Below are 23,101 nucleotides of genomic sequence, written 5' to 3' on the forward strand. Positions count from 1 at the left end.
TCGTCGTCAACGGCGGCCCCGGACGACGACACGGGCCCGGACCGCGTACCGCGGTCCGGGCCCGTGTGCGACGTGCCGAGTGGTCAGCGCTTGTGCTGTGCGTCCGCCACCGTGACCTCGACGCGCTGGAACTCCTTGAGCTCGCTGTAGCCCGTGGTCGCCATCGAACGGCGCAGTGCCCCGAAGAAGTTCATGGAACCGTCCGGGATGTGCGAGGGGCCGGCCAGCACCTCCTCGGTGGTACCGACGATGCCCAGGTCCACCAGCTTGCCGCGCGGTACGTCCTCGTGGACGGCCTCCATGCCCCAGTGGTGTCCCCTGCCCGGTGCGTCCGAGGCCCGCGCCAGCGGGGAACCGATCATCACCGAGTCCGCGCCGCAGGCAATGGCCTTCGGCAGGTCTCCCGACCAGCCGACACCGCCGTCCGCGATGACATGGACGTACCGGCCGCCGGACTCGTCCATGTAGTCGCGACGGGCCGCGGCCACATCGGCGACCGCAGTCGCCATCGGGACCTGGATGCCGAGGACGTTGCGCGTGGTGTGCGCGGCGCCGCCGCCGAAGCCGACGAGCACACCTGCCGCGCCGGTCCGCATCAGGTGCAGGGCCGCGGTGTAGGTCGCGCATCCACCGACGATGACAGGCACGTCGAGCTCGTAGATGAACTGCTTGAGGTTCAGCGGCTCGGCCGCGCCCGAGACGTGCTCGGCCGAGACCGTCGTGCCGCGGATGACGAAGATGTCCACACCCGCGTCCACCACGGCCTTGGAGAACTGCGCGGTGCGCTGCGGGGAGAGCGCGGCGGCGGTGACCACACCCGAGTCGCGCACCTCCTTGATGCGCTGCCCGATCAGCTCCTCACGGATGGGGGCCGCGTAGATCTCCTGGAGCCGGCGGGTGGCCGTGTCCTCGTCGAGGCCGGCGATCTCGTCCAGCAGCGGCTGCGGGTCCTCGTACCGCGTCCACAGGCCCTCGAGGTTCAGTACACCGAGGCCGCCCATCTCACCGATGCGGATCGCGGTCTGCGGTGAGACGACCGAGTCCATCGGCGCGGCCAGGAACGGCAGCTCGAACCGGTAGGCGTCGATCTGCCAGGCGATCGAGACCTCCTTCGGGTCCCGGGTGCGCCGGCTCGGCACGATGGCGATGTCGTCGAACGCGTACGCCCTGCGGCCGCGCTTGCCGCGCCCGATCTCGATCTCAGTCACGTTGTGTGGCCTTTCCCTCTACGTCTGCCGTTCCAGTATCCCCGACAGGCAGACCGAAGCCCGGCCGGCCATCGGCCGGTCGGGCTTGTCGGTGATGTGTGGATCAGCGCCGGGTGTAGTTCGGCGCCTCGACCGTCATCTGGATGTCGTGCGGGTGGCTCTCCTTGAGCCCCGCCGATGTGATCCGGACGAAGCGGCCCTTGCTCTCCATCTGGTCGACGGTGGCGGCGCCGACATAGCCCATCGTCTGGCGCAGACCGCCGACGAGCTGGTGCAGCACGTTGGCCAGCGGACCGCGGTAGGGCACCTGGCCCTCGATGCCTTCGGGCACCAGCTTGTCGTCGGACGCCACGTCGGCCTGGAAATAGCGGTCCTTCGAGTACGACCTGGCCTGCCCACGTGTCTGCATCGCGCCGAGCGAACCCATGCCGCGATAGGACTTGAACTGCTTGCCATTGATGAAGAGCAGCTCGCCCGGGGACTCCTCGCAGCCGGCGAGCAGGCTCCCCAGCATCACGCTGTCCGCGCCTGCCGCCAGGGCCTTGCCGATGTCGCCCGAATACTGCAGGCCGCCGTCACCGATCACCGGGACGCCGGCCGCGCGCGCGGCGAGCGCCGCTTCGTAGATAGCGGTGACCTGCGGGACGCCGATTCCGGCGACCACCCGGGTGGTACAGATCGAGCCGGGGCCGACGCCGACCTTGACGCCGTCCACACCCGCGTCGATCAGGGCCTGGGCGCCGTCGCGGGTCGCGACGTTGCCGCCGATGACGTCCACCGGGACGCTCGACTTGATCTTCGCCATCCAGTTGAGGGCGTTGCTGTTGTGTCCGTGCGAGGTGTCGACGATCAGGAAGTCGACTCCGGCGTCGGAAAGCGCCTGGGCCCGGTCGAGCGCCTCAGGGCTCGCCCCGACCGCCGCACCGACGAGCAGCCTGCCCTCGGAGTCCTTGGCCGCACCGGGGTACTTCTCGGCCTTGACGAAGTCCTTGACCGTGATCAGGCCCTTGAGGATGCCCGAGTCGTTGACCAGCGGAAGCTTCTCGATCTTGTGCCTGCGCAGCAGCTCCATGGCGTCCGCGCCGGAGATGCCGACCTTGCCCGTGACCAGCGGCATGGGCGTCATGACCTCGCGCACCTGACGGCTGCGGTCGGACTCGAACGCCATGTCACGGTTGGTGACGATGCCGAGCAGCTTGCCCGCCTGGTCGGTCACCGGGACACCGCTGATGCGGAACTTGGCGCACAGCTCGTCGGCCTCGCGCAGCGTCGCGTCGGGGTGGACCGTGATCGGATCGGTCACCATCCCGGACTCGGAGCGCTTGACCAGATCGACCTGGTTGGCCTGGTCCTCGATCGACAGATTGCGGTGCAGAACACCCACGCCGCCCTGGCGCGCCATGGCGATGGCCATACGCGCCTCGGTGACCTTGTCCATCGCCGCGGACAGCAGCGGGATGTTCACGGTGACGTTCCGGGAGATGCGGGACGAGGTGTCGACCGCGTTCGGAAGCACGTCCGACGCGCCCGGCAACAGCAGCACATCGTCGTACGTCAGCCCGAGCGTCGCGAACTTCTCGGGCACTCCGTCGACGTTTGCAGTCATGACACCTTCCCCAAATGGCCTTGATCGGTGCGGATGTCCATGCTAACGGGCCGCGGAGGCGTCTCATTCCACGATCGGCATGATCGCCGATCCTTGGAGCTTCCTACTGCTCGGCGAGCGCCCGCAGCCGACTCAGCGCCCGGTGCTGCGCCACCCGCACCGCGCCCGGCGACATCCCCAGCATCTGGCCGGTCTCCTCGGCGGTCAGCCCCACCGCGACCCGCAGCACCAGCAGCTCCCGCTGGTTCTCCGGAAGATTGGCGAGCAGCTTTTTGGCCCACGCGGCGTCGCTGCTGAGCAGTGCCCGCTCCTCGGGCCCCAGCGAATCGTCGGGGCGCTCCGGCATCTCGTCCGACGGCACGGCCGTGGACCCGGGATGCCGCATGGCGGCGCGCTGGAGATCGGCGACCTTGTGCGTGGCGATGGCGAAGACGAAGGCCTCGAAGGGCCTGCCGGTGTCCTTGTACCGGGGCAGCGCCATCAGTACGGCGACACAGACCTCCTGCGCGAGGTCCTCCACGAAGTGGCGGGCGTCACCGGGCAGCCGGTTCAGCCGGGTACGGCAGTACCGCAGGGCCAGGGGGTGCACATGGGCCAGCAGATCGTGCGTCGCCTGCTGGTCGCCGTCGACAGCGAGATGAACGAGTGCGCCGATGGCCCCATGGGCGTTCGAAGCCTCGTCCTCACGCATCGGTCCATGGTGCCCCGCCCCCGGACCATCCGCTCCACTGCGCTCATAGTTGTGCACTGAAGCGTTATGAGCAGGTGCGCCGGAACTCATCTCCTGCGCCCTCCCCTCCCGCTCGAACGACTCGTCCCCGAGGAACTCCACACCTCAAGGATGCGGCATCGCGCGGGAAACCGATGTGGGGCGTCCGCCACCCCGTCCGCGATCGAGCGGACGGGGGTCCTGCAGGCCATGCTCTAACGAACCAGTCCCCATCGGAAACCGAGCGCCACCGCATGCGCGCGGTCCGAGGCGCCGAGCTTCTTGAACAGCCTTCTGGCGTGCGTCTTCACCGTGTCCTCGGAGAGGAAGAGCTCACGGCCGATCTCGGCGTTCGAGCGTCCGTGACTCATCCCTTCGAGTACCTGGATCTCGCGTGCGGTGAGCGTGGGCGCCGCTCCCATCTCGGCCGAACGAAGGCGCCGCGGGGCGAGTCGCCACGTCGGGTCGGCGAGCGCCTGTGTCACCGTCGCCCGCAACTCGGCGCGCGAGGCGTCCTTGTGCAGATAGCCGCGGGCACCGGCGGCGACCGCGAGAGCGACACCGTCCAGATCCTCCGCGACCGTCAGCATGATGATCCGGGCGCCGGGGTCCGCCGAGAGCAGCCGTCGCACGGTCTCGACGCCGCCCAGACCGGGCATGCGTACGTCCATCAGAATCAGGTCCGAACGGTCGGCACCCCAGCGGCGGAGGACTTCCTCGCCGTTGGCCGCCGTCGTCACACGCTCGACGCCGGGCACGGTCGCGACCGCTCGACGGAGCGCTTCTCGGGCAAGCGGGGAATCGTCGCAGACGAGGACGGATGTCATGACCGCCCTCCGCAGCTGATGCGCGTCACCTTGAGCCTCCAGGCTGAGTACAAATCGTCACCTGTGCGGTCGACGCCTCTCGGACATGTGCCCGAGCGCTTGTTGTTTCAACCGCCCACGCACTCTCAACGATGGTCACTCGAAAGAGTTACGGGCCGGACGGCCGCCTTCAGCACTCTACGTGAGGGAGCGGTTGCAGAGGGGAGCTTCGCGCTCCGCATGTCCGGATTGCCGAGTCGTGACCCATTCAGCTGCTTTTCTTCCGTTTTGCCAGTGTCTGTGACTAGATTCGTAATGAGTCATATTTACATCTACTTACATCGTGGATGTACGGTCGCGGGTGCGGTCGACGTCACCGCCCCCGCCTCACAACGGCTTCAAGGGGACAAGCAATGGCAGATTTTTCCCGCCTTCCCGGACCCAACGCCGACCTATGGGACTGGCAGCTCCTCGCGGCCTGCCGCGGGGTGGACAGCTCACTCTTCTTCCACCCGGAAGGCGAACGCGGCGCGGCGCGCAGCGCACGCGAGACCTCGGCGAAAGAGGTCTGCATGCGCTGCCCGGTCCGCGCCGAATGCGCCGCCCATGCCCTTGCCGTGCGCGAACCGTACGGCGTGTGGGGCGGACTGACCGAGGACGAACGCGAGGAACTCATGGGACGGGCGCGCAACCGGTTGATCACCGCGGCGACCCCCAACGGGTCGGGGCCCAGCTAGTGGATCAACGACCGACCCTCTCCGCAGAAACGTTCCCGCATGCCGTGATCCGCCGTGCACGGCCCCCGGCGTGAGTCCCTGAGTACCGAAGACCGAGCCGGGACCGGTCATGGCCGCAGGTCAGGTGGCCCGGTGCCAGGACGGCGGGTCGGGCGCTCCGGCGCCAGGACGAGGCCGGGAGGACGCCCAGCGCCCCGAGACGCCTGCGCGCTCCGGCGAGCCGCGTCGTGGCCCGGCCGGACAGCACCCCGCGGCCCGCGCTACCCACCGCCGAACGGCGGTCAGCGGGTGGCCGCCACAGCGAGCCGGTCCAGCGTCGCCGCGACCGCGGGCACGCGTGCCAGATCGGGCAGCGTCAGTGCGACGATCTCCCGCTGCACCGCGGGTTCGACCGGCACCACCACAGTGCCCCTGCGGCGCACCGACTCGATCGCCAGCTCGGGCAGCACCGCCACCCCCAGCCCCGCACCGACCAGGCCGATCACCGCCGGGTAGTCGTCGGTCGCGAAGTCGATCCGTGGCACGAACCCCTCGCCGGCGCAGACATCGATCAGCTGGCGGCGGCAGCGCGGACAGCCCGCGATCCAGGACTCGTCGGCCAGATCGCCGACGCCTATGGCGGCCGTTCCGGCCAGCCGGTGCCCTTCGGGGAGCAGACCGACCATGCGGTCGGTGAGCAGCCGGCGAACCACCAGGTCGTCCCACTCACCGGTCTCGGGCCCGTAGCGGAAGGCGAGTGTCACATCGCATTCGCCGTCACGCAGCATCCCGACCGACCGCGGCGGTTCCGCCTCGACGAGGGAGACCCGGGTGCCCGGATGCGCGGCCCGCAGGGCGGCCAGAGCGGTGGGGACCAGCGTCGAGCTGCCGCTGGGGAAGGACGCCAGACGCACCCGGCCGGCCCGCAGCCCCGCGATGGCGGCCACCTCCTCCTCCGCGGCGGTCAGCCCGGCGATGATGCCGGCTGCATGCCGCACCAGGGCGTCACCCGCCTGGGTGAGCCGCATCTCACGGCCGGTACGGATCAGCAGGGTGGTGCCGCAGGAGGCCTCCAGGGCCTTCATCTGCTGGCTCACCGCAGGCTGGGTGCAGCCCAGCTCACGTGCCGCGGCGGAGAAGGAGCCGGCGGCGGCGACGGCGCGCAGGACACGGAGATGGCGGGCCTCGATCATGCGGTGATCATAAGCGATTCTTGGAGCAGGAGCCGGATAGTGACGGCAGGCTTGGGTGAGGGACCCTTAGCCTGCCTGTATGAAGCTTCTCTCAGTTAATACGGGGCCGGCGAAGAGCTCGGATCACACGGATTCCGATGGCGGTCTGACCGGTGTGGACAAGCGCCCGGTCACCGGACCGGTACGGGTGTTCGCGCCGGGCCCCAAAGGGGTGGGCGGCAGTGGGGTCGAGGGCGACTCGGTTTGTGACCTGCGGTTCCACGGCGGCGACGCCCGGGCCGTTTACGCCTACGCCCGCGAGGACCTCGACAGCTGGGAGCGGGAACTCGGCCGCCCGCTGGCCGAAGGCTCGTTCGCCGAGAACCTCACTACCAGCGGCATCGATGTGAGCGGTGCTCTCATCGGTGAGCGGTGGCGGATCGGCTCCGATGTGGTGCTCGAGGTCACCGGTGGCCGCGTTCCCTGCCGCACGTTCCAGGGCCACATCGGCGAACGCGGCTGGGTCAGGCGCTTCACCCGGGCAGGGGCGCCCGGTGCGCTGCTGCGGGTGATCGAGCCCGGCGAGTTCACCGCCGGCGACCCCATCGAGATCGTGCACCGGCCCGGCCACGACATCACGGTGGCGCTGCTGTTCCGGGCGGTGACCGTGGAGCGGGAACTGCTGCCGCGCACCATGGTGGCAGCCGAGTGGATGGAGCCCGGACTGCTCGCCGTGGCACGCGAATACACCGACAGGTACGGACCTTCGGCGCCCGGGTCCCACTGAGACCGGCGGGCGGCGCCCGCCGGGCCGAGGTGCTTTGCGGCGGTTCGCGGCGGTCGGCGAGCGGCAGCGGGGCGGGCACATCGCCGGCCACGCGGGCGGTCGTCAGGGCGGTCACCGGGGGCACTAACGTTCCGCCCATGACGACAGCACTGATCACGGGGTCGACAGCGGGAATCGGAGCCGCCTTCGCGCGGCGGCTGGCCAGGGACGGGCACAACCTCGTGCTGGTGGCCCGGGACACGGAGCGACTGCAGAGCCAGGCCACCGAACTGCACGATCTGCACGGTATCGAGGCGGAGGTGCTGACCGCCGATCTGGCCACCGATGAGGGGATCGCGGCCGTCGAGAAGCGGCTCTCGGACACCAGGAACGTCGTCGATCTGCTGATCAACAACGCCGGGTTCGGCAACAAGGGCCGCTTCCTGGACGTCCCGATGGCGGACGAGCTGAAGATGCTCCGGGTGCACTGCGAGGCGGTACTGCGGCTGACGGCGGCAGCGGTCGCCGGAATGCGCTCGCGCGGGCGCGGCGGAGTGGTGAATGTGGCATCGGTGGCAGCGTTCCTGCCACGCGGCACGTACGGGGCCTCGAAGGCATGGGTCGTGCAGTTCACCCAGGGTGCGGCGAAGGATCTGCAGGGGTCCGGGGTGCGGATGATGGCGCTGTGCCCCGGGTTCGTCCGTACGGAATTCCACCAGCGGGCCGGTATGGGCACCGGCAACATTCCCGGCTGGATGTGGCTGGACGCCGACAAGCTGGTGGCGGCGGCGCTGGGGGATCTGGCGCGGGGGAAGTCGCTGTCCATCCCGGACCCCAGGTACAAGGCGCTGATGGGCGCGGTGAAGCTGGCGCCTCGCGGGCTGCTCGGAGGGATCAGCTCCAGGACAGGCCGCAAGTACGGGCCTCAGTAGCGCGTGCGGGGTGACGCCCCACATGAGCTGATCTCTCCCGGATACCTCACTAAACTGGGACCATCCCACCCAGAACGCGAGGCCGGGAGAGACCATGAAGTTCATACAGGTGATCGACTGCAAGACTGAGCGGTTCGACGACATGGACCGCCTCATGGATCAGTGGGTCGAACAGACCAAGGGCAGACGGACCGCCACCCACAGCCTGATCGGCAAGGACCGTTCCGACGGAGCGCACTACGTCGAGATCGTCGAATTCCCGTCGTACGAGGACGCGGTGGCGAACTCCAAGCTGCCGGAGACCGACCGGATCTTCCAGGAGATGGTGGAGCTCTGCGACGGGATGCCCACCTTCACCGACCTCGATGTGGTCCGCGACGAGCAGTTGCACCAGGAGATGTCCCGCCGGTTCTTCCACGAGGTGGCCGTCGGAGGCAACCTCGACGCCATCGACGAGCTGTTCGCGGCCGACTACGCCGACCACGACATCGCGAAGGGGGAGGACACCGTGATCGGGTCCGACGGCATCCGGGGCGATGTCAGCGGATGGCGTGCCGCCTTCGACTTCACCTTCAGCCTGGACAGGCAGATCTGCGAGGGTGATGACGTCGTGACGCTGTGGACCTGGAACGGCACCCACAAGGGTGACTTCATGGGTATGGCGCCCACGGGCAAGCAGTGCGCCATGACGGGCACCACGATCTTCCGGTTCAAGGACGGCAGGATTCAGGAAGGCTGGTGGCACGAGGACATCATGGGGCTGATGCGCCAGTTGGGCGGTGTGTGAGAAACAGCGGCGTCCGCCCCGCCCGGAGGGCGGGGCAGCCGGGACTTCTCAGCCACGGCCCGGGCGCGGTCGGCTGAACGCCGGAAGGCCCGAGCCCCCACCGCTGGGCGGTGGGAACAGGGGCCTTCTGCGGCTGTTGGCCGTGCGGTTACGCGTCAGTGCGAGTGACCGTGACCGTGACCCGCCTCGGGCTCCTCCTCCGCCGGCTTCTCGACGACCAGAGTCTCGGTCGTGAGCAGCAGCGAAGCGATGGACGCGGCGTTCTCCAGCGCGGAACGGGTGACCTTGACCGGGTCGATGACGCCGGCCTTCACCAGGTCGCCGTACTCGCCGGTCGCGGCGTTGAAGCCCTCGCCCTTGCTGAGTTCGGCAACCTTCGCGGTGATGACGTAGCCCTCGAGGCCGGCGTTCTCCGCGATCCAGCGCAGCGGCTCGACGGCGGCGCGGCGGACGACGGCGACACCGGTGGCCTCGTCACCCGTCTTGCCGAGGGATCCCTCGAGAACCTTCGCGGCGTGCACCAGAGCGGAGCCACCACCGGAGACGATGCCCTCCTCGACCGCGGCGCGGGTCGCGGAGATGGCGTCCTCCAGACGGTGCTTCTTCTCCTTGAGCTCCACCTCGGTGGCGGCACCGACACGGATCACACACACACCGCCGGCCAGCTTCGCGAGGCGCTCCTGGAGCTTCTCGCGGTCCCAGTCGGAGTCCGTGGACTCGATCTCGGCCTTGATCTGGTTGACGCGGCCCTGGACCTCGTCGGACTTGCCACCGCCGTCGACGATGACCGTGTCGTCCTTGGTGATCGTGACGCGGCGGGCGGAGCCCAGTACGTCAAGACCGGCCTGGTCGAGCTTGAGGCCGACCTCCTCGGCGATGACCGTGGCACCGGTGAGGGTGGCCATGTCGCCGAGCATCGCCTTGCGGCGGTCGCCGAAGCCGGGGGCCTTGACCGCGACCGCGTTGAAGGTGCCGCGGATCTTGTTCACGACCAGGGTCGAAAGGGCCTCGCCCTCGACGTCCTCGGCGATGATCAGCAACGGCTTGGAGCTGCCGCCCTGGATGACCTTCTCCAGGAGCGGAAGCAGGTCCTGGATGGAGCCGATCTTGCCCTGGTGGATCAGGATGTACGGGTCGTCGAGAACGGCCTCCATACGCTCCTGGTCGGTCACCATGTACGGCGAGAGGTAACCCTTGTCGAAGGCCATGCCCTCGGTGAATTCCAGGTCCAGACCGAAGGTGTTGGACTCCTCGACGGTGATGACACCGTCCTTGCCGACCTTGTCCATCGCCTCGGCGATGAGCTCACCGACCTGCTTGTCCTGCGCGGAGAGCGCGGCCACGGCGGCGATGTCGGACTTGTCGTCGATGGGGCGGGCGGTCGCGAGGAGCTCGTCGGACACAGCCCTGACCGCGGCGTCGATGCCCTTCTTGAGGGAGGCGGGCGAGGCGCCGGCGGCGACGTTGCGCAGGCCCTCGCGGACGAGCGCCTGGGCCAGCACGGTGGCGGTGGTGGTGCCGTCACCAGCGATGTCGTTGGTCTTGGTGGCCACCTCCTTCACCAGCTGGGCGCCGAGGTTCTCGTACGGGTCGTCGAGCTCGACCTCGCGGGCGATCGTGACACCGTCGTTGGTGATGGTGGGAGCACCGAACTTCTTGTCGATGACGACGTTGCGGCCCTTGGGGCCGATCGTCACCTTGACCGTGTCGGCAAGCTTGTTGACGCCGCGCTCGAGGGCGCGACGGGCGTCCTCGTCGAACTTCAGGATCTTCGCCATGGAGCTGATTCAGTCCTCTCAAAAAGAGCTGCGCCCCCGGTGCCCGCCAACTCGGTGTGCGAACACAGCAGATGCGGGGCCAGGGGCGCAGATCAGGAAATACGCAGGTGAATTACTTCTCGATGATCGCGAGCACGTCGCGAGCCGAGAGAACGAGGTACTCCTCGCTGTTGTACTTCACCTCAGTGCCGCCGTACTTGCTGTACAGAACGACATCGCCGGTCTTGACGTCGAGCGGAAGACGCTCGCCGTTCTCGAAGCGGCCCGGGCCCACGGCCAGGACGACGCCCTCCTGGGGCTTCTCCTTGGCGGTGTCCGGAATGACCAGGCCGGAGGCCGTGGTCTGCTCGGCGTCGAGCGGCTGGACCACAATGCGGTCCTCGAGCGGCTTAATGGCAACCTTGGAGCTGGTTGTCGACACGATCCGGTCTCCCCCTTCGGAGATCTCACGGGGTGAACTGTTTGAGGTGGCGACCGGATGGATCCGTCGTCGCGGGTGCCGGACCGGCCCGTCGCCAGATTTGGCACTCTCCCGTGGGGAGTGCCAGAACTGAGACTAGGACGGCGATTAGCACTCGGTCAAGCGGAGTGCCAGTTCGATGGGCCGTGGCGTCCTCCGGCCGCCCGCGCTCCGTCCACCGCTGCGCCATGGAACCGCGAGGTTCTGCCCGGTCGGCATCGCACTCGGTTCGCTGTACCTGGCAAGGCCCACAATGGACCGGTGACCGACCTCGACACCTTCCGTGCACTGCTCACCGGCCAGGGCCGTGCCCTGCTCGACTCACTGAGAGACTTCGAGCCCTCCCGGGAACTGTCCATCGCGACGCATCTGCGCCGCGACCACTCCCCCGATCTCGTCTCGGCGGCACTCGGACAGGCACGGCTGAGGCAGCGGGCGGTGGCGAAGTTCGGCGCCGAGGACGCGTACCGGATGTTCTTCACACCGAACGGCGTCGAGCAGTCCACCCGGAAGTCGGTCGCCGAGTACCGGGCAGGACGCTTCCGGGACATCGGTGCCGCCTCGGTCGCCGACCTCTGCTGCGGAATCGGCGGCGACGCGCTCGCGCTGGCCCGGGCCGGTTTCGCCGTGCACGCCGTGGACAGTGACCCGATGACCTGCCTGGTCGCCAGGACCAACGCCGAGATGCTGGGGCAGCACCACCGGGCCACCTTCGCCTGCGAGGACGTCACCGCGTACGACTGGCGGGGATCCGGCAGCGAAGCCCTGTTCATCGACCCCGCACGGCGCGGCGGCCGGGGCCGCATCTTCGATCCCGAGGCCTACTCGCCGCCGCTGTCCTGGGCCGTCGACGCGGTACGCGAGGCGGGCAGCGGCGCCATCAAGATCGCTCCGGGCATCCCGCACGAGCTGGTTCCGGACGATTTCGAGGCCGAGTGGATCTCGGACACGGGAGACGTGAAGGAGGCCGTGCTCTGGCACCACGCCGGCGCCGGACACGTCATCGTCCCCGGCACGCGCCGAGCGACCCTGCTCCCCTCGGGAGCCACCCTGACCGGCCGCGGCCTGCCCGATCCCGCGCCGCGCCCGGTCGGCCGCTATCTGTACGAGCCCGACGGCGCCGTCATCCGCGCCCATCTGGTCGCCGAGGTCGCCGAAGACCTGGACGGCGGGCTGATCGACGAGACGATCGCCTACATCACGGCGGACGAACTGCGCCGGACCCCGTACGCGACCGCCTACGAGATCACCGATGAACTGCCCTTCGGCCTCAAGAAGCTGAAGGCGCTGCTCCGCGAGCGCGAGGTCGGCCGGCTCACCGTCAAGAAGCGCGGCTCGGCGGTGGAGCCGGAGGAGGTGCGCCGCAGGGTGAAGCCCGCGGGCCCCAACGAGGCGACCGTCTTCCTGACCCGGGTGGCGGGCGCACCGTCGATGCTGATCGGCCGGCCGGCGCCCGGCCCCGCGGGGGACGCCACGGTCACCCCAGGTCGGTGAGCTCCTCCGCGTACACCTGGGACAGCGGCTGCGGGCCCACGTACTGCTGGCAGTTGCAGACGCCTGGCTCGAAACTCACTGGCTTCTTGTTCTCGTCCCAGGCCGTCGGCACCTCGACGGTCTCATGGCATTTGCCCTGCCGGTCGTGTTTGGCCAGATGGTGCGTACAGCCGCAGACCGGCTCGGGCGGCTTGTGCGCCGCCTCGACCTCCCGGCGTTCCCGCTCCGCGGTCTGCAGCCGTTCCATCCTGCGCTCATGGCGCGTGCGCAGCGCGGTACGGCCGGTGTCGGCGATCCAGCCGAAGCCGCCGACCATGAAAAAGATGAACACCCACCAGAACCAGTCCACTTGCCGCCCCTTCCCCCTGGACACGCATGATCCTCCCCTCAGATTACGCGCAACGGCGCGGAAATCCGCCGGCCCGGTCGGTCAGCCGGCCGGGTGGCGGGGCAGCAGCTCATCGGCGAGGCGTACGACCCGGTCGGCGAGGGGGCGCTGCTCGGGTTCCAGCCCCGCAGCCGCGCGGGCGAGGCGCGCGACGTCCTCCGGCCATCGCCCGCTGACGGCGCCGGGGGCGCCGACCCGCCGGAGCCCGCGCTCCAGCAGCCCTCGCGCGGTGTCCGGCTGGTGGCGCAGCACCGCCTTGACGGCGGCAACCGCATTGGCGAGCGCGCTCGCGGCCGGCGACCAGTCGTCGCCGCGTGCCTGCGGGTTTCCTCGGTCGTGATCCGGGTCCCCGGCGGCCGACTCCGCCGAGATCTCCAGGTCCAGCCGCCAGAAGAGCGGCAGATCCCGGAAGGCGACGAAGAGCAGCCGTCGTCCGCGGGAGCGCTGGAGGTCCGGGTCGCTGCGCAGCGAAGCCACTTCCCGCACCCGCGCCAGACACGCCCCGGCACCCGCCGCACAGGCGTCGAATTCCGCGTCGGGGACCGTCCAGGCGAGGTCGATGTCGCTGTAGGCATCGGCCGTCCCCCGGGCGAGCGAGCCCCGCAGCCCGGCCCGTGAGCCGGGGCACTGCGCGGTGAGCGCGTCGATCAGCCGCTGCGCCAGGGCGTTCCGGATCGCCGGGGCCAGGTCCATGGCTGATGACATGGCCGCATCCTAGGCCGCGTCTGTGACGTCCCGCCCGCCCCGCGGGTGGACGCCGCTGCCACCCGGGGTTCAGCGGGACACGGCGGCCGTCACGGGAGCCGGCTCAGCGGGGGCGGTGGCCCGCCTGCGCCGCCCCCGCAGCAGGGCCACCGCCAGGCTCGCCGCCACGAGCAGCGCGGCCGCGGTCCACAGGGCCGCCGACTGCCCGTCGGCCAGAGCCGCGCGGCCCCCGTGCGGCGCGCGGGACGAGACGTGCACCGCGACCGTGGCGAGGACCGAGAGACCGAGCGAACCACCGATCTGACGGGAGCTGTTGAGCACGCCCGCCGCCATGCCCACCTCGGACGGGATCACACCGGCGGTGGCCTCCGCGCCCAGCGGGACGAAGCAGACGCCGACACCGACGCTCAGGACGAGCGAAGGGCCGAGTACCGAGACGGCGAAGGTGGATCCGACGGCGACCGTCAGCGCGAACCAGGCGAGACCCGCCGCGCCGAGCAGCCCACCGGTGACCAGGACCGTGCCGGGGCCGAACCGCGCCACCGCCCTGGGCGCCAGCAGAGATCCGGCCACGACACCCGCGCAGAAGGGCAGGAAGGCGATCCCGGTGGCGGTCGGCCCGTAGCCCAGCACCTGCTGCATGTAGAGAGAGGTGAAGTAGAAGGCCGCGAACTGCCCGGAGGACATCAGCAGCGTGAAGAGATTCGCGGAGAGCACCGACGGGTTCGTGAGCAGGCCCAGCCGCAGCAGGGGGCCGCGCACCCGGAGTTCGACCACCGCGAAGGCGGTCAGCAGGGCCACGGAGACGGCAAGGGCGAGGAGCGTGGTGCGGGAGGTCCAGCCGTAGGTCCCGGTGCGGACGAGACCGAGCACGAGCGCGGACGTACCGCCCGTGACCAGCACCGCCCCCGCCACGTCCAGGCGCGGCGCCCGGCCCGTACGGCGTTCGGCGGGTACCGCCCGCCGGGCGGCCAGCAGGGCCGGGACCACCACCGGGACGTTGATCAGCATCACCGAGCGCCACCCGGCGCAACTGGTGAGCAGCCCGCCCACGAGCATCCCGGCGGCACCGCCCGCCGCTCCGGACATCCCCCACAGGCCGAGCGCGCGGGCCCGGGGCGCCCCCGGCGGGTAGGTGACGGTGAGCAGGGTGAAGGCGACCGGAGCGAGGGCCGCGGCTCCCGCGCCCTGCAGGGCGCGCGCCGCGATCAGCCAGCCGGGCCCCGCGGCCAGACCCCCGGCCAGGCTCGCCGCGCCGAACAGCGCGAAGCCGGCGAGCAGGGTGCGCCGTCCGCCGATCACGTCGGCGAGCCGTCCGCCGAGCATCAGCAGCCCGCCGAAGGCGAGCGCATAGGCGTTGATCACCCAGGGCAGCGCGTCCGGCGCCAGCCCGATGTCCCTTCCGATGTCCGGCAGCGCGACGTTCACCACCGACATGTCGAGCGACACCACGAACTGCACGGTGAGCAGCACCGGCAGCAGCCAACGGCCTTTCTGTGCAGATGAGTTCGTCATGGTTCGCAGGTTACTATACGCGTATAGAAATTAGCCACGGGGAGGCGATGGAGAATGGCCGGGTGGCAGCAGCAGAGAACGCAGCAGGCAAGCGGTCCGTCGGACGGCCCCGCCGCGTCGAGCCGGAGAAGATCGTCGCGACCGCGCGCCGCGTCATCGAGGACGAGGGCATCGGCGCCCTGTCCATGCGCCGCGTCGCCAGAGAGATCGGCGTCACACCGATGGCGCTCTACCACCACGTGCGCGACAAGGACGAGCTGCTGATGCTCACCCTGTCCGGCATCGCGGAGGGCTTCCCGCGACCCGGACTGCCGGAGGAACCGCGGGCGAGGATCCTTGCCGTCGCCGTCCATATGCACAGCACCCTGGACAAGATCCCCTGGGTGGTGGAGATCCTCGCGCTCGGCGACCTCACCGACAAGGCGGCCCTGTGGATGGTCGACGAGATCATCGGCGCGGCAATGGCCTGCGGGCTCAGTGAGACCGGAGCCGTTCGCGCGTACCGGACCATCTGGCACTACATCTACGGCGATCTCGTCTTCCGCAGCGCCCAGGCGAAGCGGAACACCGAACAGCCGGACCGCAGGCGGCACTTCCCGGAACTTCTGACGGACGACGACGCCGTCGCCCTGCCGCACCTCACGGCGGTCGCCGGCCGCTGGATCGAGATGACCGAGTCCTACGACATCACCGAGCAGCTCGACGCGGTGATCGAGGGCCTGCTGACGCGCCGGGCCTGAACCCGGCCGGCCCCGGGGCAGCGCCGTGCGCCCGCCGTCACGCCCCCGCCCGCCGCAGCAGCAGCGCCCGCTCGGCCTCGTTACGGGTCAGGGCGGCCGCCCTGCGGAACTCGGCGCGCGCCTCGTCAGTCCGGCCCAGCCGCTCCAGCAGATCACCGCGGACACTGGGCAGCAGGTGGTACGCGGCCAGCGCGGGCTCCTTCGCCAGGACGTCCACGATCTCCAGCCCGGCGGCCGCCCCTTCGGCCATCGAGACCGCGACGGCCCGGTTCAGTTCGACCACCGGGGAAGGCGGCAGCGCGGAGTACAGCAGGGCGATCCGCTGCCAGTCGGTCTCGGCCCAGGTACGCGCCCGGGCGTGACAGGCCGCGATCGCGGCCTGGAGTGCGTAGGGGCCGGGTACGCCGCCCGGTTCGCCCGCACGGGCGAGGGCCGCGAAGCCGCGCCGGATGAGCAGGCGGTTCCAGTGCGCCCGGTTCTGGTCGGCGAGCAGCACCGGCTCGCCGGACGGGCCGGTCCTGGCCTCCGTGCGCGAAGCCTGGATCTCCAGCAGCGCGACCAGCCCGTGCACCTCGGGCTCCCGCGGCATCAGACCGGCCAGCACCCGCCCGAGCCGCAGGGCGTCCTCGCAGAGCGCCGGGCGCAGCCAGTCGTCTCCCGCGGTGGCGGAGTACCCCTCGTTGAAGATCAGGTAGATCACCTCGAGCACGGACGTCAGCCGCTGGGCGCGTTCCTGCCCGTACGGCACTTCGAACGGGACACCCGCGGTCGCCAGTTTCCGTTTGGCGCGGACGATCCGCTGGGCGACGGTCGGCTCAGGTGTCAGAAATGCGCGGGCGATCTCATCGGTGGTCAGCCCGCCCAGCAGCCGCAGGGTGAGCGCGATCCTGGCGCCGGTGGAGAGCACCGGATGGCAGGCGGTGAAGATCAGCCGGAGCAGGTCGTCGTCGATACGGTCCGGGTCCCCCGCGTCGGCCGTGGGCTCCGGAGGGGGCAGCTCCTCCAGCACCCGCCCGACCTCGGCAAGCTTGCGCGCGTACGACTCCCGCCTCCGTACCAGGTCGATGGCCCGCCGCCTGGCAACGGCCATGAGCCAGGCACCCGGGTTATCCGGGACGCCCGACTCGGGCCACTGCTCAAGTGCCGCTACCAGAGCGTCCTGCGCGAGCTCCTCGGCGATGCCGACATCCCGCACGATCCGGGCCGTGCCGGCGATGATCCGCGCGGCCTCGATCCTGAACACGGCCTCGACCGCTCTGTCCGTACCCGCGCCTGTCGTCACGGCCACCCATCAGAGCAGCCGCACAGCCACCGGGCAACCGCGGTCAGCCCGCGTCGGACGGCCCGAAGATCTGGCGGACCTCGCAGCTGATGTCCCACTCGTCCTCATGGATCTCGACGAACCGCCTGGTCCACTCGACCGCCTCGGCCAGATCCGCGGCCTGGATCAGCATGTACCCGCCGACGACCTCCTTGGCCTCGGCGAAAGGTCCGTCGAGGACGGTCACCGTCCCGCCGTTCCCCCGGACCCTGCGGGAGTCGGCCATCGGAGCGAGTCCACCGGTGTCGAGCATGGCTCCGGCTTCGGTCATCTCCTTGATCAGCACGTCCATGCGCGCCATCAGTTCGGGGCTGGGCTCTCCCTCGGGCTGGTTCTCGTCGACGCGGATAAGTGACACGAAGCGCGGCATTGCTGTCTCCTCGGTCCGGGGGCGGGGCGCTTCCCCGCCCTCTCACTCAAGGCGTCGAACGGGAGGGGCCGGAATCGACACGCTCCAGCTTTTTCTTTTCCCGCCCGCTTCCCGCAGCCGGCGGCCGAACGTCCGCGGCCCGTGCTGTCACTGCCGAGCCGCCGTGTGTCCGGCCGCACCCGCCCCCGGCCGGGCCAGCGCATTTCGGGCGGGCCTCAGGACGTCAGCGCGTACCGGCCGATTCGAAGCGCCACCGGTGCACGGCACGGGTGATCATTTCGGACCGCGGCTCGGGGAGTTCCGGCAGGTCCGCGTCGTAGGGCGCGTCCCACCAGGTCAGCACGAGCACCCGGTCCCGCGGCGCGGTGAGGAACTCACAGCGCGACGGTGCCGGTTCGAGGACCTGGGCCCGCGCCCACTCGAGGAGTTCGGCGCCCCGGCCGTCCGCGGCCCGGGCCTCCCACATCAGCGCCACGGTCATGAGTAGAGATTGTCCTTGCTGACCTCGTGCACATGGTCGTGTCCGTGCGGGTGGGCAGGGGTGTGACCGTGGTCGTGCGTCCGCCCCGGCACATGGGGCTCCGTCACCGGCAGCGACGAATCCGCCGACAGGTCCCAGTCCGATGCCGCGCGGTTCCTGGCCACCATCTCGGCGCCGAGCGCCGCCACCATCGCGCCGTTGTCCGTGCACAGACCCGGACGCGGTACCCGCAGCTGGACACCCGCCCGCTCACAGCGTTCCTGGGCCAGCGCCCGCAGCCTGGAGTTGGCGGCGACCCCGCCGCCGATCATGAGATGGCCGACACCCTCGTCCTTGCAGGCCCGGACGGCCTTGCGGGTGAGGACGTCGACGACCGCCTCCTGGAAGGACGCGGCGACGTCCCTCACCGGCACCTCCTCGCCCGCCGCACGCTTGGCCTCGATCCAGCGCGCCACGGACGTCTTCAGACCGGAGAAGGAGAAGTCGTACGCCGCGTCGCGGGAACCGGTGAGCCCGCGCGGGAAGGCGATCGCCGCCGGGTCACCCTCCCTGGCCAGCCGGTCGATGACCGGTCCGCCGGGGAAGCCCAGGTTCATCACCCGGGCGATCTTGTCGAAGGCCTCGCCCGCGGCGTCGTCGATGGTCGCTCCCAGCGGCCGTACATCCGCCGTGATGTCGGGTGCCAGCAGCAGCGACGAGTGTCCGCCCGACACCAGCAGCGCCATCGTGGGCTCGGGCAGCGGGCCGTGCTCCAGCTGGTCCACACAGATATGTGAGGCCAGATGGTTCACTCCGTAGAGCGGCTTCCCCAACGCGTACGCATAGGCCTTGGCGGCCGACACACCGACCAGCAGCGCCCCCGCCAGACCGGGCCCCGCGGTCACCGCGATGCCGTCGAGGTCCTTCGCACTGACCCCGGCGTCCTTCAGCGCACGCTCGATGGTCGGGACCATGGCCTCCAGATGGGCGCGGGACGCGATCTCGGGCACCACACCGCCGAAGCGGGCATGGGTGTCCACGCTCGACGCGATGGAGTCGGCGAGCAGGGTGGTACCGCGCACGATGCCGACACCCGTCTCGTCGCAGGAGGTCTCGATGCCGAGCACCAGAGGTTCGTCAGCCATGGATCTCAGTTCCTTGTACGAGGCCGGTTTCCTGGACGGTTTCGGTTTCCTGGTCCAGCGGGAGGCGCATCACCAGGGCGTCCACGTTGCCCGGCTGGTAGTAGCCCCTGCGGAAGCCGATGGGCTCGAAGCCGAAGCGCTGGTAGAGCTTCTGTGCGCGCACGTTGTCGACCCGCACCTCGAGAAGAACCTCGGTGCACTCGAAGGCGGTCGCCTGCCTCAGCAGGTCGGTCAGCAGTTCGGCGCCGAGTCCGCTGCCCCACTGGTCGCGGGCCGCGGCGATCGTCTGTACGTCCCCGACACCGCCGACCGCCGCGAGGCCGGCGTACCCGACGATTCGCCTCCCGGCCTCGGCGACCACATAGCGCCTGGTCGCCGCGGGCCCGCGCGCATGGGCGAGCTCCGACCAGAACATGGCATCGGACCAGGCGTCGTCGGGGAACAGTTCGTGTTCGAGTTCGAGTACCGGGGCAATGTCCCACCAGCGCATTTCGCGCAGCACGACGGTCCTCGGTGTCACGGGCGTGCCGGGTGTCACGGGTGTCACTGCGGGGTGACCACCTTGTAGTTCTTGGGCACCTGGGCGTCCGGGCGCCGCAGGTAGAGCGGCGTGACCGGCAGGAAGCCGTCCTCGTCGCCCCTCGCCAGCTTCTCGGCTGCCAGCGCGGCGAGCGAACCGGCCGACACGTGCTCGGGGGCGCGGGCGTCGGGGAAGGTACCGGGGTAGAGCAGCGCCCCGGCGCCGACCGCGGGGAACCCCGCGACCTGCTCGGCGATCTCCGCGGGCCGGTCGACGGCCGGCTCGGTCACTCGGGTCCGGGCGCCGTCGTACCGCGCCCAGTAGACCTCCTTGCGCCGTGCGTCGGTCGCCACGACGAAGGGGCCCTCGATCCCGGAGGCGTGGGCGAGACCGTCCAGCGTGCACAGCCCGTACACGGGCACTCCGAGCACCGAGCCGAAGGTGGCGGCCGTCACCAGCCCGACCCGCAGCCCCGTGTACGGCCCCGGGCCGACGCCGACCACGATGCCCGTGACCGCGTCGAGTTTCACCCCGGCTGCGGCGAGCACCCGGTCGACGGCGGGCAGCAGCAGTTCCCCGTGCCGGCGGGCATCGGTCCGGCTGGACTCGGCCACGACGGACGCGCCGTCGTGGAGGGCGGCCGTGACGGCGGGCGTGGCGGTATCAACAGCAAGCAGGAGCACACAAACAGCCTACGGCTCCCGCGGTGGGGGCACGGCGCCCCATCCGGTCAGCGGTCTGCTGCTAACGTCACCGAGAATTCGTACGTACGAGATATCGGGAGCGTCACGTGTCCAGGAGCAGCTCGGGAATCGTAGCCGGGCTCACCGCAGCGGCCATGGCCGTCGTCGGTTTCCTCGCCTACCAGGCATCGGCGAACGCCCCCGACACTGTTGCCGCACCCAAGCCGTCCGCCTCTGCGGCTTCCCCGGCCGATCCGTCGGGCACCGCGAAGAAGCCGGGCAGGACGAGCCCCACCGCGCTGCCCCCGCAGTCCGGCACCGGCACGCGCGTCGTGTACTCGCTCGCGCTGAAGCGGGTGTGGGTGGTGAACGGCGCGAAGGCCCGGACCTTCACGGTCATGCCGAGCGCCGTGAACCCGGAGCCCGGCACGTACCAGGTGCGGTCGCGTTCCGGGAACATCGTCGGTTCGGACGGGGTGCCGATCGAGCATGTGGTGAGGTTCGCGAGCGTCAATGGGGTGACGGTCGGCTTCAGCGCGGCACGCGACGGCTCGATGGCGAGCCCGGATACCGATGTCAGGACCGGCGGCATCCGGATGAAGCGCGCCGACGGCGATGTGATGTGGCCCCTCGCGACGGTCGGGACCAAGGTCGTCGTGGTGCCGTGAGCGGTACGGCGCCGCGCCCTTCCGGGTGAGGCGCGGAGCGTCACCCGTACGGGCTACGCGGCGCTGCGCCGCGGCTCCGGTGCCGAGACCGCCACGGGCTCCGGTTCCGGGGCGCGCGGGGGTGTGGACACCGCGTCGGCGGCCGCGCATGAGGCGAGCAGGTCGCGCATCTTCAGGGGGGACGGCGACTGCGCTTCGGGGTCCGATGCGGACATGGCTGCCTCCTCGATCTCCTCGGCCATGCGTGGTTAGGTACACCTAACCAACTGGTGCTACCCATGTGACCACGCGTCGTGGGATCTGTGCAACACCTTGCCGACGGCTTGTCGGAAAGTACGGGTCTCCTACCCGCCCGGCCGCCCGGGCCCCGGGGCGGCAGCCGGCCGTGCCCGGGGACCGGGCGGGACCGGCTGCCCGACCCGCCGGCCGGCTACTCCCCGAGCCCCGTCGGCGCTTCGCGCCGCCAGCGCTCCCCCACGCCACTCACCGTCACCATGCGGCGCTCGTCGGCCGTGTCGCCGACCCCCCGTTCGATGACCACCCGCAGCCGGTCCTCCGTCAGGTCCTCGACCTTGCCGTCACCCCACTCGACCACGACCACCGATTCGGGCAGCGAGACATCCAGATCGAGGTCCTCCATCTCGTCGAGTCCGCCGCCCAGGCGGTACGCGTCGACGTGGACCAGGGGCGGGCCGTCGCCGAGCGGCGGGTGGACGCGGGCGATCACAAAGGTCGGGGAGGTGACCGCGCCCCGGACACCGAGGCCCTCCCCGAGACCGCGGGTCAGAGTGGTCTTGCCCGCGCCGAGTTCGCCCGAGAGCATCACCAGATCGCCGGGGCGCAGCAACGCTGCCAGACGGCGGCCGAGGTCCCGCATGCGGTCGGGGGATTCGACGGACAGACGGGTGACGAAGGCGGCCGCGGTGTCAGCCGCCGGGGTGTGCGGTGGTTCCATGTGCGCCAACGTTAGCGTCTGCCGGCACCGCGCCCACCCGGGCCAGGAGCCCCGTCAGCGCGGCCGTCACAGCCTCCGGGTGTTCCAGCATCGCCAGATGCCCGCTGTCGGGGACGATGACCAGTTCCGCCTCGGGCAGCAGCGCCGCGATCACCTCGCTGTGCGCGCTCGGCGTCACCAGATCGCCGTCCCCTGTCAGCACCAGCGCGGGCACCTCGGCGAACACCGCTGCCAGGGCGTCCGCCTTGTCGTGATCGCTGAAGGCCGGATAGAACTCCGCGACCACATCGATCGGGGTCCCCTCGATCAGCCGCTCGGCGAACCGGGCGACCGCCGGGTCGACGTCCGTCGAGCCGAAGGAGTAGCGCTTGATCAGGCCGGCGAACAGATCGGCGGTGGCCCGTCGCCCCCGCTCCACCAGGTCGGTCTGTGATCCCAGTGCCCTGAGCACACCCGGGAGCACCCTGCGTACCGCGTTCACCCCGGCCACCGGAAGCCCGAAACTCACCTCGCCGAGCCGCCCGCAGGACGTGCCGATGAACGCCGCGCCGACGACCCGGTCGCGTACCAGCTCGGGAAACTGGTCGCCGAGCGCCATCATCGTCATGCCGCCCATCGAGTGGCCCACCAGCACCAGGGGTCCCTCGGGCGCCACCTCGTCGATGACCGCCTTCAGATCCCGGCCGAGCTGGTCGATGGTGACCGGCACCCCGTCGCCCTGCGCCCGGCCGCGCTGCGAACGGCCGTGGCTGCGCTGGTCCCAGTGGACCGTGCGCACGATGCCGCGCAGCGCCGCGCGCTGGAAGTGCCAGGAGTCCTGACTGAGGCAGTAGCCGTGCGAGAAGACCACCGTGACCGGCGGGCCTGCCCGCCGGCCGAAGAGTCTGCGTTTCCGGGCACCGGCCGCCTCGGGTTCGAGCTCGTCGACCTCGTAGTAGATCTTGGTTCCGTCGTCCGCGAGGGCCCGCCCGGGTGTACCGCGCAGCGCGCCATAGGGTCCTGAGGCGTCCAGTGCGAGGCGCGCCTTCTTGCGCATGCCCCGGCCGACCGTCAGCCGCTCGACCGCCACCCCCGCCGCCGCGCCGGCCGCGAGGACGCCGATCGCGGCGCCGGCGAAGCCGCCGGCCCGGCGCCAGTTGGCGCCCGCCACGACGGCCTCGACCACTTCCGCGCTGGTGCTCTCGCTCACCGTGCCGC

The 23,101-nt window shown here is 70.5% G+C and carries 26 protein-coding genes; 7 read left to right on the top strand and 19 right to left on the bottom strand.

Annotation, left to right across the window (positions count from 1 at the left end):
* Positions 1-83: 83 nt before the first annotated feature.
* The 4 genes from OHS16_RS11895 to OHS16_RS11910 form a co-directional block, all read right to left on the bottom strand.
* Positions 84-1,208: a GuaB3 family IMP dehydrogenase-related protein gene (locus OHS16_RS11895; protein ID WP_328537168.1), complete on the bottom strand. Its 1,125-nt coding sequence runs from the start codon at positions 1,206-1,208 to the stop codon at positions 84-86.
* A gap of 103 nt (positions 1,209-1,311) precedes the next feature.
* Complete coding sequence (gene guaB / locus OHS16_RS11900) at positions 1,312-2,814, bottom strand: IMP dehydrogenase (RefSeq protein WP_328537169.1); 1,503 nt, start codon at positions 2,812-2,814, stop codon at positions 1,312-1,314.
* A gap of 103 nt (positions 2,815-2,917) precedes the next feature.
* A complete protein-coding gene (locus OHS16_RS11905) occupies positions 2,918-3,505 on the bottom strand; it encodes a sigma-70 family RNA polymerase sigma factor (RefSeq protein ID WP_328537170.1) in 588 nt (195 codons plus the stop codon).
* 233 nt (positions 3,506-3,738) lie between these two features.
* Positions 3,739-4,350, bottom strand: coding sequence for a response regulator transcription factor (locus tag OHS16_RS11910; RefSeq protein ID WP_003948568.1), 612 nt, complete (start codon positions 4,348-4,350; stop codon positions 3,739-3,741).
* A 392-nt stretch (positions 4,351-4,742) separates the two neighbouring features.
* Here OHS16_RS11910 and OHS16_RS11915 point away from each other — a divergent pair, with 392 nt between their 5' ends.
* Positions 4,743-5,066: a WhiB family transcriptional regulator gene (locus tag OHS16_RS11915; protein ID WP_328537171.1), complete on the top strand. Its 324-nt coding sequence runs from the start codon at positions 4,743-4,745 to the stop codon at positions 5,064-5,066.
* A 281-nt stretch (positions 5,067-5,347) separates the two neighbouring features.
* Here OHS16_RS11915 and OHS16_RS11920 read toward each other — a convergent pair whose 3' ends face one another.
* Positions 5,348-6,238, bottom strand: a complete 891-nt coding sequence (locus OHS16_RS11920; protein ID WP_328537172.1) for a LysR family transcriptional regulator — start codon at positions 6,236-6,238, stop codon at positions 5,348-5,350.
* Positions 6,239-6,317: 79 nt separating this feature from the next.
* Between OHS16_RS11920 and OHS16_RS11925 the strand changes: the two genes are divergently transcribed.
* From OHS16_RS11925 to OHS16_RS11935, 3 genes are all read left to right on the top strand, one after another.
* Positions 6,318-7,004 (top strand): MOSC domain-containing protein, encoded by a 687-nt coding sequence (locus tag OHS16_RS11925; protein WP_328537173.1) that lies wholly within the window; start codon positions 6,318-6,320, stop codon positions 7,002-7,004.
* A gap of 137 nt (positions 7,005-7,141) precedes the next feature.
* The gene (locus OHS16_RS11930; RefSeq protein ID WP_328537174.1) at positions 7,142-7,915 is read left to right on the top strand and encodes an SDR family NAD(P)-dependent oxidoreductase; all 774 of its coding nucleotides are present in this window, start codon (positions 7,142-7,144) and stop codon (positions 7,913-7,915) included.
* Between the two features lie 94 nt (positions 7,916-8,009).
* On the top strand, positions 8,010-8,702 hold the full coding sequence (locus OHS16_RS11935) for an ester cyclase (RefSeq protein ID WP_328537175.1): 693 nt from the start codon (positions 8,010-8,012) through the stop codon (positions 8,700-8,702).
* A gap of 155 nt (positions 8,703-8,857) precedes the next feature.
* Here the strand turns inward: OHS16_RS11935 and groL are convergent, their stop codons facing one another.
* Together groL and groES are read right to left on the bottom strand one after the other, a co-directional pair.
* Positions 8,858-10,480, bottom strand: coding sequence for a chaperonin GroEL (gene groL, locus OHS16_RS11940; RefSeq protein WP_328537176.1), 1,623 nt, complete (start codon positions 10,478-10,480; stop codon positions 8,858-8,860).
* Between the two features lie 112 nt (positions 10,481-10,592).
* Positions 10,593-10,901, bottom strand: a complete 309-nt coding sequence (gene groES / locus OHS16_RS11945; RefSeq protein WP_328537177.1) for a co-chaperone GroES — start codon at positions 10,899-10,901, stop codon at positions 10,593-10,595.
* Between the two features lie 300 nt (positions 10,902-11,201).
* Here groES and OHS16_RS11950 point away from each other — a divergent pair, with 300 nt between their 5' ends.
* Positions 11,202-12,434 carry a THUMP-like domain-containing protein gene (locus tag OHS16_RS11950; protein WP_328537178.1) on the top strand — a complete coding sequence of 411 codons (1,233 nt, stop codon included), beginning with the start codon at positions 11,202-11,204 and terminating at the stop codon, positions 12,432-12,434.
* On the opposite strand, the gene OHS16_RS11955 is transcribed toward OHS16_RS11950, so the two are convergent.
* From OHS16_RS11955 to OHS16_RS11965, 3 genes are all read right to left on the bottom strand, one after another.
* Positions 12,418-12,783, bottom strand: a complete 366-nt coding sequence (locus OHS16_RS11955; RefSeq protein WP_328537179.1) for a hypothetical protein — start codon at positions 12,781-12,783, stop codon at positions 12,418-12,420. The genes OHS16_RS11950 and OHS16_RS11955 overlap by 17 nt on opposite strands.
* A gap of 81 nt (positions 12,784-12,864) precedes the next feature.
* A complete protein-coding gene (locus tag OHS16_RS11960; protein ID WP_328537180.1) occupies positions 12,865-13,527 on the bottom strand; it encodes a nucleotidyltransferase domain-containing protein in 663 nt (220 codons plus the stop codon).
* Positions 13,528-13,596: 69 nt separating this feature from the next.
* Positions 13,597-15,042 carry an MFS transporter gene (locus OHS16_RS11965; protein ID WP_328537181.1) on the bottom strand — a complete coding sequence of 482 codons (1,446 nt, stop codon included), beginning with the start codon at positions 15,040-15,042 and terminating at the stop codon, positions 13,597-13,599.
* Positions 15,043-15,104: 62 nt separating this feature from the next.
* Between OHS16_RS11965 and OHS16_RS11970 the strand changes: the two genes are divergently transcribed.
* Positions 15,105-15,782 carry a TetR/AcrR family transcriptional regulator gene (locus tag OHS16_RS11970; RefSeq protein WP_443042599.1) on the top strand — a complete coding sequence of 226 codons (678 nt, stop codon included), beginning with the start codon at positions 15,105-15,107 and terminating at the stop codon, positions 15,780-15,782.
* 37 nt (positions 15,783-15,819) lie between these two features.
* Here OHS16_RS11970 and OHS16_RS11975 read toward each other — a convergent pair whose 3' ends face one another.
* The 6 genes from OHS16_RS11975 to tsaB form a co-directional block, all read right to left on the bottom strand.
* A complete protein-coding gene (locus OHS16_RS11975) occupies positions 15,820-17,064 on the bottom strand; it encodes an RNA polymerase sigma factor (protein WP_443042600.1) in 1,245 nt (414 codons plus the stop codon).
* A 43-nt stretch (positions 17,065-17,107) separates the two neighbouring features.
* Complete coding sequence (locus tag OHS16_RS11980) at positions 17,108-17,473, bottom strand: YciI family protein (protein WP_328537184.1); 366 nt, start codon at positions 17,471-17,473, stop codon at positions 17,108-17,110.
* A 223-nt stretch (positions 17,474-17,696) separates the two neighbouring features.
* Positions 17,697-17,954 (bottom strand): hypothetical protein, encoded by a 258-nt coding sequence (locus OHS16_RS11985; protein WP_328537185.1) that lies wholly within the window; start codon positions 17,952-17,954, stop codon positions 17,697-17,699.
* The gene (gene tsaD / locus OHS16_RS11990; RefSeq protein ID WP_328537186.1) at positions 17,951-19,078 is read right to left on the bottom strand and encodes a tRNA (adenosine(37)-N6)-threonylcarbamoyltransferase complex transferase subunit TsaD; all 1,128 of its coding nucleotides are present in this window, start codon (positions 19,076-19,078) and stop codon (positions 17,951-17,953) included. Before tsaD ends, OHS16_RS11985 begins: the two co-directional genes overlap by 4 nt.
* Positions 19,071-19,568, bottom strand: coding sequence for a ribosomal protein S18-alanine N-acetyltransferase (gene rimI / locus OHS16_RS11995; protein ID WP_328540813.1), 498 nt, complete (start codon positions 19,566-19,568; stop codon positions 19,071-19,073). The genes tsaD and rimI overlap by 8 nt, the downstream gene beginning before the upstream one ends.
* 53 nt (positions 19,569-19,621) lie before the next feature.
* On the bottom strand, positions 19,622-20,281 hold the full coding sequence (tsaB, locus tag OHS16_RS12000) for a tRNA (adenosine(37)-N6)-threonylcarbamoyltransferase complex dimerization subunit type 1 TsaB (RefSeq protein WP_328537187.1): 660 nt from the start codon (positions 20,279-20,281) through the stop codon (positions 19,622-19,624).
* A gap of 107 nt (positions 20,282-20,388) precedes the next feature.
* On the opposite strand from tsaB, the gene OHS16_RS12005 reads away from it, so the two are divergent.
* Entirely contained in the window at positions 20,389-20,949 is a 561-nt protein-coding gene (locus OHS16_RS12005) for a hypothetical protein (protein WP_328537188.1), read from the top strand.
* 53 nt (positions 20,950-21,002) lie between these two features.
* Here the strand turns inward: OHS16_RS12005 and OHS16_RS12010 are convergent, their stop codons facing one another.
* From OHS16_RS12010 to OHS16_RS12020, 3 genes are all read right to left on the bottom strand, one after another.
* Positions 21,003-21,191, bottom strand: coding sequence for a hypothetical protein (locus tag OHS16_RS12010; RefSeq protein ID WP_328537189.1), 189 nt, complete (start codon positions 21,189-21,191; stop codon positions 21,003-21,005).
* Positions 21,192-21,379: 188 nt separating this feature from the next.
* On the bottom strand, positions 21,380-21,904 hold the full coding sequence (tsaE, locus tag OHS16_RS12015) for a tRNA (adenosine(37)-N6)-threonylcarbamoyltransferase complex ATPase subunit type 1 TsaE (protein ID WP_328537190.1): 525 nt from the start codon (positions 21,902-21,904) through the stop codon (positions 21,380-21,382).
* Positions 21,876-23,093, bottom strand: coding sequence for an alpha/beta fold hydrolase (locus OHS16_RS12020; protein ID WP_328537191.1), 1,218 nt, complete (start codon positions 23,091-23,093; stop codon positions 21,876-21,878). The genes tsaE and OHS16_RS12020 overlap by 29 nt, the downstream gene beginning before the upstream one ends.
* Between the last annotated feature and the right edge of the window lie 8 nt (positions 23,094-23,101).

It is taken from the genome of Streptomyces sp. NBC_00344 (assembly GCF_036088315.1).
In the GTDB taxonomy this organism is placed as follows: Bacteria; Actinomycetota; Actinomycetes; order Streptomycetales; family Streptomycetaceae; genus Streptomyces.

Bases quoted from the DNA above. Each gene is read 5' to 3' on its own strand.
- guaB (WP_328537169.1), bottom strand. From the start codon at position 2,814: ATGACTGCAAACGTCGACGGAGTGCCCGAGAAGTTCGCGACGCTCGGG.
- OHS16_RS11905 (WP_328537170.1), bottom strand. From the start codon at position 3,505: ATGCGTGAGGACGAGGCTTCGAACGCCCATGGGGCCATCGGCGCACTC.
- OHS16_RS11910 (WP_003948568.1), bottom strand. From the start codon at position 4,350: ATGACATCCGTCCTCGTCTGCGACGATTCCCCGCTTGCCCGAGAAGCG.
- OHS16_RS11915 (WP_328537171.1), top strand. From the start codon at position 4,743: ATGGCAGATTTTTCCCGCCTTCCCGGACCCAACGCCGACCTATGGGAC.
- OHS16_RS11920 (WP_328537172.1), bottom strand. From the start codon at position 6,238: ATGATCGAGGCCCGCCATCTCCGTGTCCTGCGCGCCGTCGCCGCCGCC.
- OHS16_RS11925 (WP_328537173.1), top strand. From the start codon at position 6,318: ATGAAGCTTCTCTCAGTTAATACGGGGCCGGCGAAGAGCTCGGATCAC.
- OHS16_RS11930 (WP_328537174.1), top strand. From the start codon at position 7,142: ATGACGACAGCACTGATCACGGGGTCGACAGCGGGAATCGGAGCCGCC.
- OHS16_RS11935 (WP_328537175.1), top strand. From the start codon at position 8,010: ATGAAGTTCATACAGGTGATCGACTGCAAGACTGAGCGGTTCGACGAC.
- groL (WP_328537176.1), bottom strand. From the start codon at position 10,480: ATGGCGAAGATCCTGAAGTTCGACGAGGACGCCCGTCGCGCCCTCGAG.
- OHS16_RS11960 (WP_328537180.1), bottom strand. From the start codon at position 13,527: ATGTCATCAGCCATGGACCTGGCCCCGGCGATCCGGAACGCCCTGGCG.
- OHS16_RS11965 (WP_328537181.1), bottom strand. From the start codon at position 15,042: ATGACGAACTCATCTGCACAGAAAGGCCGTTGGCTGCTGCCGGTGCTG.
- OHS16_RS11980 (WP_328537184.1), bottom strand. From the start codon at position 17,473: ATGCCGCGCTTCGTGTCACTTATCCGCGTCGACGAGAACCAGCCCGAG.
- OHS16_RS11985 (WP_328537185.1), bottom strand. From the start codon at position 17,954: ATGACCGTGGCGCTGATGTGGGAGGCCCGGGCCGCGGACGGCCGGGGC.
- tsaD (WP_328537186.1), bottom strand. From the start codon at position 19,078: ATGGCTGACGAACCTCTGGTGCTCGGCATCGAGACCTCCTGCGACGAG.
- rimI (WP_328540813.1), bottom strand. From the start codon at position 19,568: ATGCGCTGGTGGGACATTGCCCCGGTACTCGAACTCGAACACGAACTG.
- OHS16_RS12010 (WP_328537189.1), bottom strand. From the start codon at position 21,191: ATGGCCGAGGAGATCGAGGAGGCAGCCATGTCCGCATCGGACCCCGAA.
- tsaE (WP_328537190.1), bottom strand. From the start codon at position 21,904: ATGGAACCACCGCACACCCCGGCGGCTGACACCGCGGCCGCCTTCGTC.